We start from the raw sequence: 16,864 nt of genomic DNA on the forward strand, positions 1-16,864 counted from the left end.
AAGGGAAACAACCCAGACCGTCAGCTAAGGTCCCAAAGTTTTGGTTAAGTGGGAAACGATGTGGGAAGGCTCAGACAGCTAGGAGGTTGGCTTAGAAGCAGCCATCCTTTAAAGAAAGCGTAATAGCTCACTAGTCGAGTCGGCCTGCGCGGAAGATATAACGGGGCTCAAACCAAACACCGAAGCTACGGACTTGCGTTTAGGCGTGAGTGGTAGAGGAGCGTTCTGTAAGCGGATGAAGGTGAGTCGAGAGGCTTGCTGGACGTATCAGAAGTGCGAATGCTGACATGAGTAACGATAATGGGAGTGAAAAACTCCCACGCCGAAAGATCAAGGGTTCCTGTCCAACGTTAATCGGGGCAGGGTGAGTCGGCCCCTAAGGCGAGGCTGAGAAGCGTAGTCGATGGGAAACGGGTTAATATTCCCGTACTTGAGTGTAGTGCGAAGGGGGGACGGAGCAGGCTAGGTCATCCACGCGTTGGTTGTCGTGGTTCAAGCGTGTAGGCTGAGTGTTTAGGTAAATCCGGACGCTCGTGAAGGCTGAGACGTGATGACGGTGTCTCTACGGAGACCGAAGTGATTGATGCCATACTTCCAGGAAAAGCCTCTAAGCTCCAGCTACACTGAAACCGTACTCTAAACCGACACAGGTGATCAGGTAGAGAATACCAAGGCGCTTGAGAGAACTCGGGTGAAGGAACTAGGCAAAATGGTGCCGTAACTTCGGGAGAAGGCACGCTGCTGGCGGTGACGAGATTTACTCTCTGAGCTACTGGCAGTCGAAGATACCAGGCCCCTGCGACTGTTTACTTAAAACACAGCACTCTGCAAACACGAAAGTGGACGTATAGGGTGTGACACCTGCCCGGTGCCGGAAGGTTAATTGATGGGGTTAGCGTAAGCGAAGCTCTTGATCGAAGCCCCGGTAAACGGCGGCCGTAACTATAACGGTCCTAAGGTAGCGAAATTCCTTGTCGGGTAAGTTCCGACCTGCACGAATGGTGTAACGATGGGGGCGCTGTCTCCACCCGAGACTCAGTGAAATTGAAATCGCTGTTAAGATGCAGTGTATCCGCGGCTAGACGGAAAGACCCCGTGAACCTTTACTATAGCTTCACACTGGACTTTGAATGTATTTGTGTAGGATAGGTGGGAGGCTTTGAAGCAGCGACGCTAGTTGTTGTGGAGCCAACCTTGAAATACCACCCTGATACATTTGAGGTTCTAACGCAGGCCTCGAAACGAGGTTGCGGACCGTGTGTGGTGGGTAGTTTGACTGGGGCGGTCTCCTCCCAAAGAGTAACGGAGGAGTACGAAGGTGCGCTAAGCATGGTCGGAAATCATGCGGTTAGTATAATGGCAAAAGCGCGCTTGACTGCGAGACGGACAGGTCGAGCAGGTACGAAAGTAGGTCATAGTGATCCGGTGGTTCTGTATGGAAGGGCCATCGCTCAACGGATAAAAGGTACTCCGGGGATAACAGGCTGATACCGCCCAAGAGTTCACATCGACGGCGGTGTTTGGCACCTCGATGTCGGCTCATCACATCCTGGGGCTGAAGCCGGTCCCAAGGGTATGGCTGTTCGCCATTTAAAGTGGTACGCGAGCTGGGTTTAGAACGTCGTGAGACAGTTCGGTCCCTATCTGCCGTGGACGTTGGAAAATTGAGAAGAGCTGCTCCTAGTACGAGAGGACCGGAGTGGACGAACCGCTGGTGTTCGGGTTGTCATGCCAATGGCATTGCCCGGTAGCTACGTTCGGACGGGATAACCGCTGAAAGCATCTAAGCGGGAAGCCCCCTTCAAGATAAGTTTTCCCTGAGACTTTAAGTCTCCTGAAGGGCCCAGTAAGACTAACTGGTTGATAGGCAGGGTGTGTAAGCGTTGTGAGGCGTTGAGCTAACCTGTACTAATTGCCCGTGCGGCTTGGCCATATAACGCCAAAAGAGTTTTGATTGTTGATCAAACATTGCGAATAAGAGTTGAACGATAGACCCGAATATATAAGAGAATTCCTCTAGTACCCAATTGCGTAAAGCGTGGTAGCGCATATACCACCACGAGTTACACAACCAGTTTGCTTGACGACCATAGAGCGTTGGAACCACCTGATCCCATACCGAACTCAGCAGTGAAACGACGTATCGCCGATGGTAGTGTGGGGTTTCCCCATGTGAGAGTAGGTCATCGTCAAGCGCCAAATAAGAAAAGCCCGTTAGGTAAACCCTAACGGGCTTTTTGCTGTGCGGAAGAAAAGTTTAGGGCTGCGAGCTGCGAGCTGCGGGTCAGGTCAACAGATGGTGTTCATTGGCATGCTGCACCGCGGTGGCTGAATGGCTGCCCTCGGTCGCGGTGAATACGTCCTTGTACGCTTAAGTTCGCCATCCATGGCTCACATACCCGAGGTCAACCACACAGCAACCACGGCTTGGGTCAGCTGAGAAACTGAGTATATGCACCAAATAACTTGTAGGAATCTTCGGAGCGTAGCGGAGAGATGATTTTTTTAAGCTGCAAGTTTATAGCTGCAAGCTTCAAGCGAGACAAACACATTGCATCACCTTAAAACATCGCGTCTCCGCAGGCTTCGATCGCTCCTACGCAACATTGGATATGAAAGTGGCAACCTATTAAGCATTGAGGGTGTGGGTGGGTTGAGTGGGTATCTGAGCCATGGATGGCGAAGCTAAGCGGCGCATGGATAATGGTATGGACCCACCCCACTTCCCTATCGGCCTCATAATGGGCCAAAATGGAAGTTGAACACAAACCATTTAACAGAAGCGGAGTGGGTCGATATGAAGATTACAACGATTGGGTTAGATATTGCAAAGTCTGTTTTTCATCTGTTTGCTACCAACCGGATGGGCAAGCTGGTTAAGAAAAAGCAGCTGCGTCGAAAAGAGGTTTTGGCTTACATGGCAAACTTAGATCCGTGTTTAATTGTGATGGAAGCCTGCGGCGGCGCCAACTACTGGGCGTGGGCGTTTATTGCGCAAGGTCATCAGGTCAAACTTATCGCGCCGCAGTACGTCAAGCCGTTTTTAAAAGGTAATAAAAACGACTACAACGATGCTGAGGCAATCGCTGAAGCCGCGCAGCGGCCAACGATGCGCTTTGTGCCTATCAAGAGTATTGAGCAACAAGATGTACAGAATTATCACTGCCGCCGTGAACGTCTTAAAAAGGCCCGTACCGGATTGGTCAATCAGGTACGAGGGTTACTGGCGGAGTATGGGATTGTGATTAACCAAGGGATTGCCTCTGTACGCCGAACATTGCCGGAAGTATTAGAAGATGCAGAAAATGGTTTAACGGTTATGGCACGAGAGCTCTTTGCCGACTTGCTCGACGAGCTGTACGAACTGGATCAACGACTGCACATCTGCGAGCAAAGGATAAAAGCAGTGAACAAAGAGAACGAGACCTGTAAACGCCTAGAAGGCGTGTTGGGCATCGGCGCAATAACCGCCAGTGCATTGTATGCGGCTGCAGGCGATGGCAAAAACTTTGTGAATGGTCGTCATTTTTCTGCGTGGATTGGCCTCGTACCTGGGCAACACGCCAGTGGCGGCAAGGCAGGTTTACTTGGGATCAGTAAACGGGGTAACGGCTACTTACGCACTCTATTGATACACGGTGCTCGCGCAGTACTCATGCATTCGGCCGGCAAGATCGATCGCTTCAGTTGTTGGGCACAAGCACTGTTGGCGCGCCGCGGGCATAATAAAGCCTGTGTCGCTGTAGCTAATAAACTAGCACGTATTGCTTGGGTAGTTATGGCCCGAGAAGAGAGTTACCGCTTAGCGGTATAGAAGCAAACGCCAGCCAAAGGCTGGCAATATAATAAGAGAAAGTAATTACCTTTCACTTCAGTTGCAAAAGACAGATTGATCGGATGGTGAGATAGGTCAGACCGGCTCATCCGAACCCTTACACGCGCATTGGCCTTCGAGGCCGTATGGATGATGAGGGGGTTGAGCGCAGATAACCATCGGGGCCAGGAGGTCAAAAACACCTTCAGTCAAAGGCCGGATATATGAGAGCAATGATTTTCTCTCACATGATGATCAAATATGTCTTGCAAACGGGGTGGGTCCATATATGCGCGAACAGCGACCGCTCAAGCCATCCACTCCCTCAAGGCGATCAACGCCATGGAAAAGCAACATGTCGCCGTAACTTGCAAGACATGGTAACCCTCAAGGCGACCACTGGCACCTAAGGTGTTGTTTGCCTCTCAACTTGCATAAAAAATGGCGGACCAATGAATTGGCCCGCCATTTTGTACTTCCTTGTCCCAATATCCTTATCGGAACTCCCTTTAGTTTAATCCCTTAAACATGCCATCCTTGGCGTACTGCTCCCTTACTATTCAAACATGTTGAAGCAATCTTGCTTCGGCCTGAATCGAAGGGAAATGTAAGGTAGTCGAAATGAAAAATACACAAGTTTCCGAAAAGTACCCTTATACTAGACATAGGGTAGCTTTAGATAATACTTTATTGAAAATCTTGTGTAGTTAGTCAGATCGCTTATCGAGTTGAGCTTTAAGCGCAGCAAAAGTTTCTAGTTTGATATCATCAGCCAGTTCAACAGGTTGATTGTCGGGAATTAGAGCGCTGGCGTCTAAATTCGCACTACTGGCTTCAGGTGTTGATTGATGTTTGGCTTGAAGGTGAGCGCTTAGAGCGTCTACGGCTTCTATAGATCCTTGAATGCCCTCGTCATCACCCTGCCAGTTATCGATACGAGACTCTAGTTTTTGAATCATCTCTTCGACTTGGGTATCGCTGGGTGAGGAATCCTTTAACCATTTTTCTGCACTTTGTGCGGTGGTAGACATGAGTAAACCTATAACAATTATTGATGATGGCCTTTCTAGGGTGCAAGTATACTCAGATTGGCTCAATAATGCAGACGCTTGCTTTGAAAAGTTACAGCAAGAAGTAGAATGGCAGCATCGTAAAATCATCTTATTCGGAAAAGAGCATAGCATTCCTAGACAGGAATCCTGGGTAGGAGAGCAAGGAGTGGGCTATCAATATAGTGGTCACAGATATATTGCAGCAGGTTGGCCAGAGTGTTTGGCGAATGTGCCTGCACAAATAGAAAAGGCGTTTGGCTGGAAAGCAAACAGCGCTTTATTGAATTTTTATACCGATGGTCAAAATTCAATGGGTTGGCACAGCGATGATGAACCAGAGCTGGGGCATAACCCAACAATTATGATTTTATCTGTTGGCGAACCACGCACATTTCAAATGCGCCACAAAAAAGAAAAACAACAGAAACACGCCATAGAGCTCGCGCATGGCTCGCTATTAATCATGTCGAAGGAGACGCAGCATCATTGGCAACACGCTATACCAAAGCGTGCGAAGATAAAGCAGCCTCGAATAAGCTGTACGTTTAGAAAGGTGTTAGTTTAAAGGCCTTCAGAGATCTCATCTGCGTCACGGTACAAAGACGACATTTTGTCAAAAATTGCGGTTTTAATGCTGTCTTTTTCGTATTCTGATCGATGCGTTAATGCACTGAGCTTAATACGGTGTAAGTGCAAGCACGGTATGTCTACATCAAACTCTCGTAGATCACCTTTAATTAGAATCGGTAAAAACGGATCGTCATCGTGGCTGGTTTTAACCATGCGCTTTAAAGCATGCCGGATGGGTAATGGAACTGGCTTAACATTAGAGTTTTTATACTTAACAATAATATAAAGTCCACTTTTTCCGATTAAACGGCCTGGCACTATAAAAAGCCCGGTATCTCTAACGGCTTCTTGGCTTATGCCATGAAAAGTATCATGAAAAGCATATGGGTTCGGTAGAACAACCATCTTTCCAGACTCTGTCGACGGAAAGTTTAGGCTGTAATTGGTGTAGATCTGCTCAACCGATGGAGAGTAGACGCATAAACGAGACTCAAAACGAGATACAAAGCTTTTAGCCATATCGCGCTGCGTGAAGTTATCTAAACTCCAAACGAGATCGTTATTAGCTGTGTTTGTATCTAATGCAGTGCTCATGTTGTTCTCCAGTTGAACGCAATTTCACTATAGTCTGCTTCAGACTTTATAGCACGTTAGAATGCATCGGGTGTTCATTTTTGTGAATCAGTGCCTAATTTGACCCTAAACAGGCCAACAAATGCCAATATATTGAATTATTGGTTGTTATTTGAACGGTGAAAATAAAAACGTCAAAAATTCACAGAAACTCGAACAGTCATAGGCTAAAATAGACTGAAATATTATTGGGAAATGATTCATGTCTGAAGTGGTTAGTAACCTCATTGAACTTTTGCAACTCGAGTCGTTAGGCAACAATCAATTTAGAGGCTTATCGCAAGATCTTGGTTACCCGAAGCTATTCGGTGGTCAGGTTATTGGACAGGCGTTGTCGGCCGCGAGCCAGACATTATCGGATAAATCTGTTCACTCATTACACGCCTATTTCTTAAGACCAGGCGATGCGCATCACCCAATCGATTACAATGTGGAAATAGTGCGAGATGGCCGTTCATTCAGCGTTCGTCGGGTAATCGCCAGCCAGTTTGATAAACCTATTTTGGCGCTCACCGCCTCTTTCCAGATCGAAGAAGATGGTTTAGACCATCAAGTTTCCATGCCAAATGTACCGGGACCTGATTTACTTGAACCCGAGTTAAAGATTTTTAGAGCGCATGCCGAAGAAATACCAGAAAAAGTACGAGCGCAGTTTACCGCCGATCGGCCGATAGAGTATCGCATCGTGGAAGCTCAGAACCCATTCAGGCCCAAGCATGGTATTGCCAAACGCCATATGTGGATTCGTTCCACCGCTCCGTTACCCGATGATCCTATTATCCACAAGTCGATGCTTGCCTATACGACCGATTACGGGTTTCTAGAAACGGCTCTAATGCCTCATGGTATTTCGGTGGTGAGTCCAAACTTAACGATCGCCAGCTTAGACCATGCGATTTGGTTCCACCGACCATTCCGATTGGATGATTGGTTATTGTATGTTGCCGATTCTCCAACAACAGGGCGAGCGCGAGGGTTTGTTCGGGGTCAAATCTTTGATCGAGAGGGTCACCTCGTGGCTAGTACCACGCAAGAAGGTATGTTGCGATACAATGAAGGCGATAAATAATCATGCCGTTTGAAGTTACCTTAGCCATAACGGGCGCCAGTGGTGCGCCCTACGCCAAGCGTTTGTTGCAAGTATTGCTCGATCAGCAGGCTACAGTGCACTTATTAGTTTCTAAAGCCGCGTTAATGGTAATGGCGCAAGAAGACCAAACGCCGTGGCCATCGAATCATGAAAAAATGAAGCAGCATATTCGTGAGACGTTATCGGCAAACGGTGAATTAATTGTCTATGGTAAAGAAGACTGGTCTAGCCCCGTTGCCAGTGGTTCAGGGGCGCCGGAAACAATGATTATTTGCCCATGTTCAATGGGGACTATGGCGGCTATTGCCACAGGGCAATGCGATAACCTAATTGAACGTGGCGCGGATGTGGCTTTAAAGGAAGAAAACAAACTCATTATTGTGCCGCGAGAAAGCCCGTTCAGTGAAATACACCTAAAGAATATGTTAGCGCTGAAACAAGCGGGAGCAACCATCATTCCGGCAAGTCCGGGGTTTTATCATCAGCCGAAAACAATTGAAGACTTAATCGATTTTATCGTTGCGCGTATTTTAAAATCGGCCGGGCTGAAGCAAAGATTGCTAGCTCCTTGGGGGCGAGGCACCTAAACCGTATTTAAATAGGCTTTGACGCGACTGGCTCGTTCAAGGTCTAAGGCTTCTCCAATGGCTTTCCCTTTTAGTCCTTTATCCACAAATCGTTGTGCGGTAACTTCTGACGCCACCTGAAAACATTGTTTTAAGATCTCTTTTTGAGTGTAGGTATGTTGCTCAAACCCTGATCGGCCTCGGAAATCAGCTTCACATACCATTGAAAATTGATCGATGAGTTCGGGTTGTGAAAAACCACCGAGCGACTTAATGAGCTTTACAATGGTAGTGGGTTTTAAGTTTTTAATATTATGGCTGTGGGTATGATATCGGGCAACGCGCTCTGCAAGAACCGTCGCTTTCGTTGGCCACTTATAGTGTTTGGCTAATTTCTTAATCAAGTTTGCACCCGATCCTTCGTGGCCATGATGTGAAGGTAATACAGCATCTTGGGTTAACCCTTTGCCTAAGTCGTGACATAAGGTTGCAAATAAAGGTTCTAATTGCTGAGTCATTGAGCGACATATATCGAGCGCTTTTAGAGTATGAATACCGGTATCAACTTCGGGGTGCCAGCGCATGGTTTGAGGAATACCAAATAGCCTATCCAGCTCAGGGAAAATAACCTTGAGAGCGCCGCAACGTTTGAGAACGTTAAAAAATTCGCTCGGTACTTCAGCTTGAAGCGCGCGCGACAACTCTTGCCAGACACGTTCAGCAACTAAATGCTCCAACTCACCGCTGCTGACCATGTTTTCCATAAGTAACATGGTTTCATCGGCCACTTGAAAGCCGTGGTTGTATAAACGGGCTGCAAAACGGGCGACTCGCAATACACGCAATGGATCTTCGCAAAATGCCGGAGACACATGACGCAGCGTTTTATTTTGAATGTCAGCTAACCCACCATAAGGATCAACAAATTGGCCATCGTCTGTTTTAGCAATGGCATTAATTGTTAAATCGCGACGAAGTAAATCTTCCTCTAACGTAACGTCAGCATCAAAGGTTACAGAAAAACCCGTATAACCGTGGCCCGACTTTCGTTCGGTGCGTGCTAATGCGTATTCATCTTTAGTTTTGGGGTGCAAAAAGACAGGGAAATCGTCGCCTACTTGAGTGAAGCCTTGTGACAATAAGTCTTCTGGCGACGCGCCCACAACAACATAGTCTTTGTCTTTAAAAGGAATGCCAAGCAATTCATCTCTGACGGCACCACCAACGAGGTAGGTTTTCATAATGTTAAATAATTGAAAATAGAATAATAAGTATAGTCTACACAGGCTGGCGATGCGATGGTGTTTCGGAGATCTCCGATTTTGAATTTGTAGATCTATAGATAAATAAAAGCCCGACGGCAAAAAGTCGGGCTAATGTTATTTCGTTTAATCTGGGCGTGCTAGAAGTTCATCGAGAATTCTACAACTGCGCCCATGTCTTGAATGAGTACCGCCCAATCATCCAAGGAAGTAGGTTTCGCCCAAGCACTGATTTCAACGCCTACGCCAAATGGCGTTAAGCCAATACCACCTGAAACCACACTGCTGTTTTCAACACTTAAGTTAGCGCGGTAACCTGCACGAAGTGCCGCCCAGCCCCATGCGTTGACTTCACCGCCTAAACCGAAGTACCGCGTAGGTACACCGTATTTCAGCGGTTTGTTTTCAGTGATGTCTAGATCTACAGCCACTTTAGTGAACTTAGTTTCATGTGCGGCACCAACACGCAATTTAGGGCGAATGAGTAATTCAGTGCCCGACTTACTTTCCAATGTCCAAGGGATCAAATCTTTTAAAGCCACCCCTGCACGAACTTTACCGTAGAAGTCCCAAGTTTTTGCGGCACCAAAATCAACGTTAACACGCATAAGCGAAGTAGTGTTGTTTAGAAAGTAGCCTGATGGGTCGGCCGATAACTGATCCATTTCAGAAGAAGAGTTTGATAAATTAATGGTTTTTTCAAAGATATTGATTGATTGAATCTTTGGAGTTACACCAAAAGCAATGTCTTCACCGCCAACAACAAATCGGCGTGCGGCTGATACACTCACTTCAGTAATGTTTGCGCCAACAAACTCTATTTCACTTTGAGGGTCTTCGCCCAATGAAAAGTTAATGGAGCCGTTGACGATGGTGCCGTTTGACCCATTGAAATTGTCTAATGCTATTCGGGAATCGTCGACATCTCCTTGCGCGTCTATAATTGCTTGTTCTTTAACTGCTAACTCGTCTTCCCAGGCTTGATACTCTGGGCTACCAAATGCCGGAGCATTTTGAAAATGTAGGGTTAAATCTGCATTGGCCGCAGCTAAGGCTGATACGGCAGCAGTTAAATTTGTTGCTTCTGTTGAATATTCTGATAAATCGCCAGTTAGATCTACAATTGGGTCTAAATCTTCAGAGGCTACATTTAATGTGGAGCCAACAGCCGTATTGGTCGATATACCTACCGCCAAACCTAAGCCTTCACTTGGTAGTGCAGCATTTAAAATATCTAAGCCTAAACCCAACTGCAATGGCTTACTTGATAGGCCAGTTAAATCACTTTGTGCTGAACGAGACGTGTTGTTTAAATTTGAAACTTGGGTGCTTACAGAGACAACCGTTGTATCCAAAGTGGCCGAATTACTAGATAAAGAGGCTGAAGCATTTCCTAAATCATCAACAGCTGTTTCGTATGCTGGTTGGTCATTATTATCTACTGCAGTTTCAATATCCAGAATGGCTTGAGTAATATCATCAACATCGCCACCAATTGCTGTCATCGTCGTAGCTATGTCACCCACCGCAGATTCAAGAGCAGCCGAATCAATCGTTTGAACTTGATCCCAAGTACCGCCTGATTCTGTAAATGCGCCTGCGCTTTTGATAAACCCTTTCGAATCGTCCACATAAAACTTGAAGCTCGGTAGCGTCATACCAAAACCCACGCCGTCATACTGGTCTGCTAGCAATGCTGGGTTGAAATTCACAGCATTTTGAACTTCAGAAGAGGCCACGCCGGTATTACCCATGGCATTAGATTGAGCATCGTTGCCGTTGAATGGCGTTGCAATGGCACTGCCTGCAACCGTTATTGCTACAGCTAAAAGGGTCTTTTTCATGGAAATTCCTAATGGTTTTTATCGTCAATAGTGTCTAGCTTAGTCTATTCGATGAGGCTTGGCACCGTAACGAGCGGTTATTGTTGCCCTTTGCTTTGAAAAAAGCACTGTATAGGTCTTTTTTTAGCCATATTAGCGCTGTTAGCCGATTAATTGGCACTCGCTTGTTCAATGAGAGTCGAATCCGTGACGTATTGACCACCGTTATCAGTAATTTGAAACAAAAAAGTCGTTTGGGTTTCTTCGTTGGAAAAGTTTTTTAAGATTTGCCTAAGGCTTTTTCATTGCACGCCGATACACACATCAAAGCAGCAATTCAGCGGCATCGCAGTGGAGTGACCTATGACTGTACGTAATTTATTTCTCATGGCTTTTATATTGGTATTTTCGACCAGTTGCAGTATGTGGCCTTTTAACAGCAAGCAAAAGAAAGTCGACGAAATTGTTTCTAACGTGAAGCAAATTAATGAGAAGCTTCCTCCGATGGAACCAATGGTGCTTCGTGTGACTGGCTATGGTGCTATTAATCCAACGACACGAAATTTAACCGAAGTCCAAAAGCGCTTATTAGCCATGCGTGCTTCCAAGTTAGATGCGTATCGTACTTTAGCTGAGCGTGTTTATGGTACCCAAATCATCGGTAACTCTACGGTTGAAAATCTTGTGGTGCAAAACGATCAGTATCGCTCTTTTGTCGATGCGAAAATAATTGGTGCTAACGTAATTTATCAAGATGCCTTACCCGATGGCAGCTATGAAACCATGGTTGAAATGATTATTGATGAAGGCTTCCGTAACTGCTTGGCCAGCCAAAATAATGGCCGACAAAACTCAAGTTGTGCCTCTAGCGCGTTACACGATTTAGATTCTATATCTCGTAACAGTTTAACGGCACAAGGTGTTGAGTCTTCGGGTTCTGGTTTGTACTTTATAGAGTAATGATAGGGGCAGAGTGATGAAAATTTTTAGGCACATTCAAACGATTGTCGCTTTGCTTGTACTTTTAACGACAGGCGCTGCTGCGCAATCTTCTATGCCCGATCTTCGAATGGTCGAAGCGCAAGGGTTTGCACCTGTTGAGTTTAATGATGAAAACAGCGCCCGTATGCGCGCATTGCGAAATGCCATCGAAAACGCCTCACTACAAGGGGCATCAAATATTCAAAGCACTCAGGTTATGGAGCAGGGCAACCTCACGGTCGACTACTTACGTGTGAGCAGCTCTGCAAAAGTTTCCGATGTACAAGTTATGAGTGAATCGCGTGAAGGCGATTTATATAAGGTTTCGATTCTTGCGAAGGTCGACCCTAAAAAGATGTGCGCTAATGTGATGTCGAATCATTTTCGAAAATCGGTAGCGGTCACGGGGTTCCCCATGGAGCACCCCGAACACACTTCGTTAGGGCGATTAGGCTCGGTTGATCGATCACTGGCTGCATTGTTGGTGAATGATCTCAGCGGTTTGAATGGCGTGCGTGTTCTAAATGCTAACTACATGACGCTGTACCCAAATTCTGAAAGTGCACCCACGCAAATTTCACCTCGTATGACATTAACCCGCGCTGTTACGGCCGCGAAAGATTTAGGGGTTCAGTTTGTTGTTTCTGGTGTAATACGAGATTTGGCAATGGAAAATCCAGATGCTCCGAGAGCGAGTAATTGGGACGGGTGGCTAAAAAAAGTTGGCATCAGTAAAGCCTCACGCACTCGTCATTTTGTACTCGATATATTTGTCCATGATGGCTATTCAGGTGCCTTGGTATTTCAGACTCGGTATCGCACATACGGAATTTGGAACGAACGTAACAACGCCCAAGTCGGTTTTGGTACCGCTAAGTTCTTTTCAACTAACTACGGCGAACAAGTCAGAATTATGTTGAACCAAGCCGTGGACGACTTGCAAGAAACCATTCAATGCCAGCCATTCATGGCGACGATTGCTCAAGTGAATGGCAAGCGCATATATATATCTAGTGGTGCTGAAAGTGGGTTACGACCTGGAGACTATTTATCGGTTTATCGAACCAGTCAAAAATTTGATCGCCAAGGTGAAAGCTTCTGGCAAATTACCGATACTCGTTTAGTTGCTCAAGTAAAGCAGGTACAACCCTATTATGCAGTGGCTGATCTACCAATAGATGCTGATCGATTGAATCTGCAAATGGATGACATCATCATGGCTTGGTAATTAGGCGCTAAACCTGATAAAACACCAAGCCATTGCTGTTGCAGTGGGTGCGCTCGCCGCTGTCTAAGTTCATCATTGTCATGTCATTACCCCAAACGTATCCGGTATCGAGCGCCAATACATCATCGTTACCGGTTATGCCCCTTAGCGCGGCCCAATGCCCAAAAACCAACGTATGTTGTCTCTTTATCGGCCATTCGAACCACGGCTTCATGCCATTGGGTGCGTTACTTGCTTCGCCATTGTGACTAAAATTGAGTTTGCCATGTAAGTCTGTAAATCGCATTCTAGTGAAGGCGTTGATCACGTATCGTATACGATCAAACCCGTTAAGTTCATCGCGCCAAGTGTCTGGGCTATTGCCATACATGACCTTCAAGAAATCGCTGCGCAGCTTATCGTTACGAAGAATTTCTTCGGCTTCATGAGCGAGTGCGATCGCTTGTGTATCGGACCAGCACGGCGGTATGCCGGCGTGGGTTAAAATAAGTTTGCGTTCAACATCTCGAATCAATAAAGGTTGTTGTACCAACCAAGCTAAGTCTTCGTTGATGGTCGGCGATGAGAGGGTGTCTAAAATATCCGGGCTGTTGGTCGATTTTACGCCCGCGTGAATCGCTAATAGGTGTAAATCATGGTTCCCTAATACAGTGCTGGCACTGTCGCTCATCTCTCTCACAAACCTCAAGCAGCCGGCTGAGTTTGGTCCTCGATTCACTAAATCGCCTGTCAGCCAAAGATGGTCCTGGCTGGGGTCAAAATTTACGTGATCAAGAAGCATCTTCAAAGGGTCTAAGCACCCTTGAAGATCGCCCACTGCATACAAAGACATGGTGGTTCCTATTCGCTAATTACATTCGCGATATCGACAAAGGTTTTAATGCTGAGCGTTTCTGCTCGGGCACTTGGGTCTACATCGATAGAGGTGAGTTGTTCGTCGTTGACAATACCTTTTAAATTATTGCGTAATGTTTTACGACGCTGGGCGAATGCCGCTTTGACCACTTTTTCAAATGTTGCAAAATCATTTGCAGGGTGTTTTATTTCTTTGCGCGGCTCTAATCGTACGATAGCGGAATCTACTTTTGGCGCAGGGTCAAAACTGCCAGGAGGCACGGTAAATAAATAGCGTGTTTGGCACTGGTACTGCATCATAATGCCTAAACGGCCATAGGCTTTTTCACCCGGTGCCGCGCATAGGCGTTCTACCACTTCTTTTTGCAACATAAAATGCATGTCTTGAATAATGGGCGCGTAACTGAGTAGGTGAAACATCAGTGGTGTTGAAATGTTGTAGGGTAAGTTACCTACTAAACGCAACGGGCGCTCATCTGTGTGTAATGCAGCAAAGTCAAACTGCATAGCGTCGGCTTCGTGTATCGTCAGTGCTTGGGCATTGAAGAATTGAGCGCGTAAAATTGGGATTAAATCGCGATCGAGTTCAATCACATCTAAGTGCCCATCTGTTGCTTCTAACAAAGGCTCAGTAATAGCGCCTCTACCGGGTCCAATTTCTACCAAATGTTGGTCTGGTTTGGGCGCGATGCTGCTGATGATTTTATCGATGACATGAGAGTCATGGAGGAAGTTTTGTCCAAATCGTTTACGAGCTTTATGCATAGCGTTTCTCCCGGTGCATAGCCATGGTGTACGCCGTGGTCAGGGCAGTTGTAAGTGAGCCGGTATTGGCGTGGCCTGTGCCGGCTAAATCGAGGGCCGTACCATGATCCACCGAAGTTCGAATAAAGGGTAGGCCAAGGGTGATATTTACCGCGTTCCCAAAGCCTTTATACTTTAAAACGGGCAACCCTTGATCATGGTACATCGCCAATACGGCATCAGCGCCATCTAAATAGTGCGGTTGAAAAAGAGTGTCGGCTGGCAGAGGCCCTATTAAATTTAGTTTCATGGCTCTCAGTTTTTCGAGTGCTGGAATAATTGTATCAATCTCTTCGCGCCCTAAGTGACCGTCTTCACCCGCGTGCGGATTCAAACCCGATACTAATATTTTTGGCTGCGAACAGCCGAAATCTTGTTGCAACGCGGCATATAATATAGCGATTGTTGAATGCAGTTTTGTCGGTGTTATAGCCGAAGGAACTTCAGCCAACGGTAAATGCGTGGTGACTAGCGCCACACGCAAACCTTCGGTGGCTAACATCATAACAACATCTTCAACACCACAAGCATCGCGCAGGTATTCCGTGTGGCCGGTAAAAGGTAAGCCAGCGTCATTGATGATACTTTTATGTACAGGGCCCGTTACGATGCCAGCAACGTGTTGGTTTTGAGCGCAATCAATGGCAGCGTCTAAGGTTTCTAACACGTAGGAGGCATTTAATGCTGAGAGCTCACCTGCATTGCAGTGCGTTTTTAAGGGGATGTCATACACATACAGGTTGCCGGGCTTTGCGGCACTTAGTGTGGCGAAATCCTCAATACTAACCAAGGTTAACGTGATATTTAATTGCAACACTTCAGCGCGACGGGCTAATAATTCTGCAGATGCAAACGCGACTACACAGATATCACCGCCAGCATGAGCCAGTTGCAAAACAACATCTGGACCAATACCGGCAGGTTCACCTGGAGTAATCGCTAATGGCCGAATCATGGGCGATACTCGATAAACGATTCAGCCAGCAGTTCAGTTTGCCAGCGTTGAATAGCTTCTTGGAAGCGTCTATTTTGCAATTGACTTCGAATTTGATTCCGCAATACATCTAAGCCAACATTACGAGTGCGCTTATCTTCTACTCGAAGAATATGGAATCCAAATCGAGTTTTAAATACGGGAGACAGCGCATTGATGTCTGACGCTTTTGCAGCGGCTGCGAACTCTTTAGCATATGAGTCTAAAGTAGCCCAGCCCAAAGACCCCCCAACACCACGAGTACCAATGTCGTCACTGAATTGATCGGCTAATTCTGCCATATCAGCACCGCTTTCTATTTGGCTGCGCAAATTTTCGATGGCCGCTTTTGCCGACGCTTCGTCGAGTAAGGCATCTGACTTTATTAAAATATGGCGAATATTAAATTCTTGAATGTTCACTTGCTGAGCGTCGGTTTTGTTGATCAATTGCCCCACGTGAACGGCATTTTCTTTTTCGATCAAAATGGCTTCGTTCTCTTTAAGCACAGGCACTAACGTTTTAAATACCGTCGGAATGGCATCGAGCTTTCGCAATCCTAAATCTTTAGCGTTTGGGTCAAGTTTCAGAGATTGTCCTCGGTTTAGGTTGTCGGTTAAGGCTTGGGCTTGTGCCAACTCAGAAACTGGGAATTGGCGGTAATAAAGCTGATATTCAATGTCTTGCAATGATTGACCGGCCTGGCTGTTGATAAAGCGTTCTACTTCGGCTTCAGATACATAAACCGAACTCGCAACGGCGCGCCGATGAACTTCATTCAGTAACAGCTCTTTGGAAATTTGAGTACGGAATGAGGCAATGGTTTGGCCTTGCGCTTTTACCGCTGCAAGTAATTGCTCTGTGGTCGCATTTTGGCGTTGAGCAATGGTGTTGATAGCGTTGTCGATATTGGCTTGAGGAATGGTTAAATTCATTTTGTCGGCGATTTGGTATTGCAACGATTCAAGTACGAGTTGATCGAGCACTTGTTTTTCTAAAATGGCATCGGCCGGTAAGACGTTAGGGTTTGTTCGATACTGCATTTTTACGTTTGCGATGCGGGCGTCGAGTTCTAGTTGAGTCACGATATCATCATTAGCGATGGCTCGTATGCGATCTAACGTGTCGGCTTGAGCAACTACGCTTGCCAAAAAAATCAAAGGTGCTGCACAAAAGATAACTAAAGTTTGTTTCATGTTAGTGGCCAATAAAC

General features: G+C 46.3%; 19 protein-coding genes and 2 rRNA genes (1 of these 21 only partly in view). 9 read left to right on the forward strand and 12 right to left on the reverse strand.

Features of this window, described 5'->3' with window-relative positions; translation table 11 throughout:
- Positions 1-1,933, forward strand: a 23S ribosomal RNA gene (locus QWZ13_RS05175) (it extends 1,069 nt beyond the left edge of the window).
- A 146-nt stretch (positions 1,934-2,079) separates the two neighbouring features.
- Positions 2,080-2,195 (forward strand): 5S ribosomal RNA (gene rrf, locus QWZ13_RS05180).
- 366 nt (positions 2,196-2,561) lie between these two features.
- Here the strand turns inward: rrf and QWZ13_RS05185 are convergent.
- Positions 2,562-2,768, reverse strand: a complete 207-nt coding sequence (locus tag QWZ13_RS05185) for a hypothetical protein (protein ID WP_290280829.1) — start codon at positions 2,766-2,768, stop codon at positions 2,562-2,564.
- Positions 2,769-2,797: 29 nt separating this feature from the next.
- Here QWZ13_RS05185 and QWZ13_RS05190 point away from each other — a divergent pair, with 29 nt between their 5' ends.
- Entirely contained in the window at positions 2,798-3,814 is a 1,017-nt protein-coding gene (locus tag QWZ13_RS05190) for an IS110 family RNA-guided transposase (protein WP_290283236.1), read from the forward strand.
- On the opposite strand, the gene QWZ13_RS05195 is transcribed toward QWZ13_RS05190, so the two are convergent.
- On the reverse strand, positions 3,796-4,011 hold the full coding sequence (locus QWZ13_RS05195) for a hypothetical protein (RefSeq protein WP_290280165.1): 216 nt from the start codon (positions 4,009-4,011) through the stop codon (positions 3,796-3,798). The genes QWZ13_RS05190 and QWZ13_RS05195 overlap by 19 nt on opposite strands.
- Before the next feature lie 27 nt (positions 4,012-4,038).
- On the opposite strand from QWZ13_RS05195, the gene QWZ13_RS05200 reads away from it, so the two are divergent.
- Complete coding sequence (locus tag QWZ13_RS05200; protein ID WP_290280830.1) at positions 4,039-4,224, forward strand: hypothetical protein; 186 nt, start codon at positions 4,039-4,041, stop codon at positions 4,222-4,224.
- A gap of 112 nt (positions 4,225-4,336) precedes the next feature.
- On the opposite strand, the gene QWZ13_RS05205 is transcribed toward QWZ13_RS05200, so the two are convergent.
- Complete coding sequence (locus QWZ13_RS05205; protein ID WP_290280831.1) at positions 4,337-4,480, reverse strand: hypothetical protein; 144 nt, start codon at positions 4,478-4,480, stop codon at positions 4,337-4,339.
- A 41-nt stretch (positions 4,481-4,521) separates the two neighbouring features.
- The gene (locus tag QWZ13_RS05210) at positions 4,522-4,845 is read right to left on the reverse strand and encodes a hypothetical protein (RefSeq protein WP_290280832.1); all 324 of its coding nucleotides are present in this window, start codon (positions 4,843-4,845) and stop codon (positions 4,522-4,524) included.
- Here QWZ13_RS05210 and QWZ13_RS05215 point away from each other — a divergent pair.
- Positions 4,844-5,431 (forward strand): alpha-ketoglutarate-dependent dioxygenase AlkB family protein, encoded by a 588-nt coding sequence (locus tag QWZ13_RS05215; RefSeq protein ID WP_290280833.1) that lies wholly within the window; start codon positions 4,844-4,846, stop codon positions 5,429-5,431. The genes QWZ13_RS05210 and QWZ13_RS05215 overlap by 2 nt on opposite strands.
- Here the strand turns inward: QWZ13_RS05215 and QWZ13_RS05220 are convergent.
- Positions 5,428-6,030 (reverse strand): hypothetical protein, encoded by a 603-nt coding sequence (locus tag QWZ13_RS05220; protein ID WP_216001449.1) that lies wholly within the window; start codon positions 6,028-6,030, stop codon positions 5,428-5,430. The two genes, QWZ13_RS05215 and QWZ13_RS05220, sit on opposite strands and share 4 nt — an antisense overlap.
- Before the next feature lie 241 nt (positions 6,031-6,271).
- On the opposite strand from QWZ13_RS05220, the gene QWZ13_RS05225 reads away from it, so the two are divergent.
- Positions 6,272-7,138, forward strand: coding sequence for an acyl-CoA thioesterase (locus tag QWZ13_RS05225; RefSeq protein WP_216001448.1), 867 nt, complete (start codon positions 6,272-6,274; stop codon positions 7,136-7,138).
- Positions 7,139-7,140: 2 nt separating this feature from the next.
- Positions 7,141-7,746, forward strand: coding sequence for a flavin prenyltransferase UbiX (locus tag QWZ13_RS05230; protein WP_290280834.1), 606 nt, complete (start codon positions 7,141-7,143; stop codon positions 7,744-7,746).
- Here QWZ13_RS05230 and QWZ13_RS05235 read toward each other — a convergent pair.
- The 3 genes from QWZ13_RS05235 to QWZ13_RS05245 are packed head-to-tail and all read right to left on the reverse strand — an operon-like array spanning position 7,743 to position 11,033.
- Entirely contained in the window at positions 7,743-9,089 is a 1,347-nt protein-coding gene (locus QWZ13_RS05235; RefSeq protein ID WP_290280835.1) for a multifunctional CCA addition/repair protein, read from the reverse strand. The genes QWZ13_RS05230 and QWZ13_RS05235 overlap by 4 nt on opposite strands.
- A gap of 38 nt (positions 9,090-9,127) precedes the next feature.
- Positions 9,128-10,831 carry a conjugal transfer protein TraF gene (traF, locus tag QWZ13_RS05240; RefSeq protein ID WP_290280836.1) on the reverse strand — a complete coding sequence of 568 codons (1,704 nt, stop codon included), beginning with the start codon at positions 10,829-10,831 and terminating at the stop codon, positions 9,128-9,130.
- 34 nt (positions 10,832-10,865) lie between these two features.
- Entirely contained in the window at positions 10,866-11,033 is a 168-nt protein-coding gene (locus QWZ13_RS05245; protein ID WP_290280837.1) for a hypothetical protein, read from the reverse strand.
- A 140-nt stretch (positions 11,034-11,173) separates the two neighbouring features.
- On the opposite strand from QWZ13_RS05245, the gene QWZ13_RS05250 reads away from it, so the two are divergent.
- The gene (locus QWZ13_RS05250; protein ID WP_216001445.1) at positions 11,174-11,770 is read left to right on the forward strand and encodes an LPP20 family lipoprotein; all 597 of its coding nucleotides are present in this window, start codon (positions 11,174-11,176) and stop codon (positions 11,768-11,770) included.
- A gap of 16 nt (positions 11,771-11,786) precedes the next feature.
- Positions 11,787-13,019 (forward strand): flagellar assembly protein T N-terminal domain-containing protein, encoded by a 1,233-nt coding sequence (locus QWZ13_RS05255; RefSeq protein ID WP_290283279.1) that lies wholly within the window; start codon positions 11,787-11,789, stop codon positions 13,017-13,019.
- A gap of 7 nt (positions 13,020-13,026) precedes the next feature.
- Here the strand turns inward: QWZ13_RS05255 and QWZ13_RS05260 are convergent, their stop codons facing one another.
- Genes QWZ13_RS05260 through QWZ13_RS05275 form a run of 4 tightly spaced genes read right to left on the reverse strand, consistent with a single transcriptional unit; the run spans position 13,027 to position 16,859 of the window.
- Positions 13,027-13,851, reverse strand: a complete 825-nt coding sequence (locus QWZ13_RS05260) for a symmetrical bis(5'-nucleosyl)-tetraphosphatase (RefSeq protein WP_290280838.1) — start codon at positions 13,849-13,851, stop codon at positions 13,027-13,029.
- Positions 13,852-13,859: 8 nt separating this feature from the next.
- Positions 13,860-14,639, reverse strand: a complete 780-nt coding sequence (gene rsmA / locus QWZ13_RS05265) for a 16S rRNA (adenine(1518)-N(6)/adenine(1519)-N(6))-dimethyltransferase RsmA (protein ID WP_290280839.1) — start codon at positions 14,637-14,639, stop codon at positions 13,860-13,862.
- Positions 14,632-15,633 (reverse strand): 4-hydroxythreonine-4-phosphate dehydrogenase PdxA, encoded by a 1,002-nt coding sequence (pdxA, locus tag QWZ13_RS05270; RefSeq protein WP_290280840.1) that lies wholly within the window; start codon positions 15,631-15,633, stop codon positions 14,632-14,634. The genes rsmA and pdxA overlap by 8 nt, the downstream gene beginning before the upstream one ends.
- Positions 15,630-16,859: a peptidylprolyl isomerase gene (locus QWZ13_RS05275; RefSeq protein WP_290280841.1), complete on the reverse strand. Its 1,230-nt coding sequence runs from the start codon at positions 16,857-16,859 to the stop codon at positions 15,630-15,632. Before QWZ13_RS05275 ends, pdxA begins: the two co-directional genes overlap by 4 nt.
- Between the last annotated feature and the right edge of the window lie 5 nt (positions 16,860-16,864).

This window comes from Reinekea marina, from assembly GCF_030409715.1.
In the GTDB taxonomy this organism is placed as follows: domain Bacteria; phylum Pseudomonadota; class Gammaproteobacteria; order Pseudomonadales; family Natronospirillaceae; genus Reinekea; species Reinekea marina.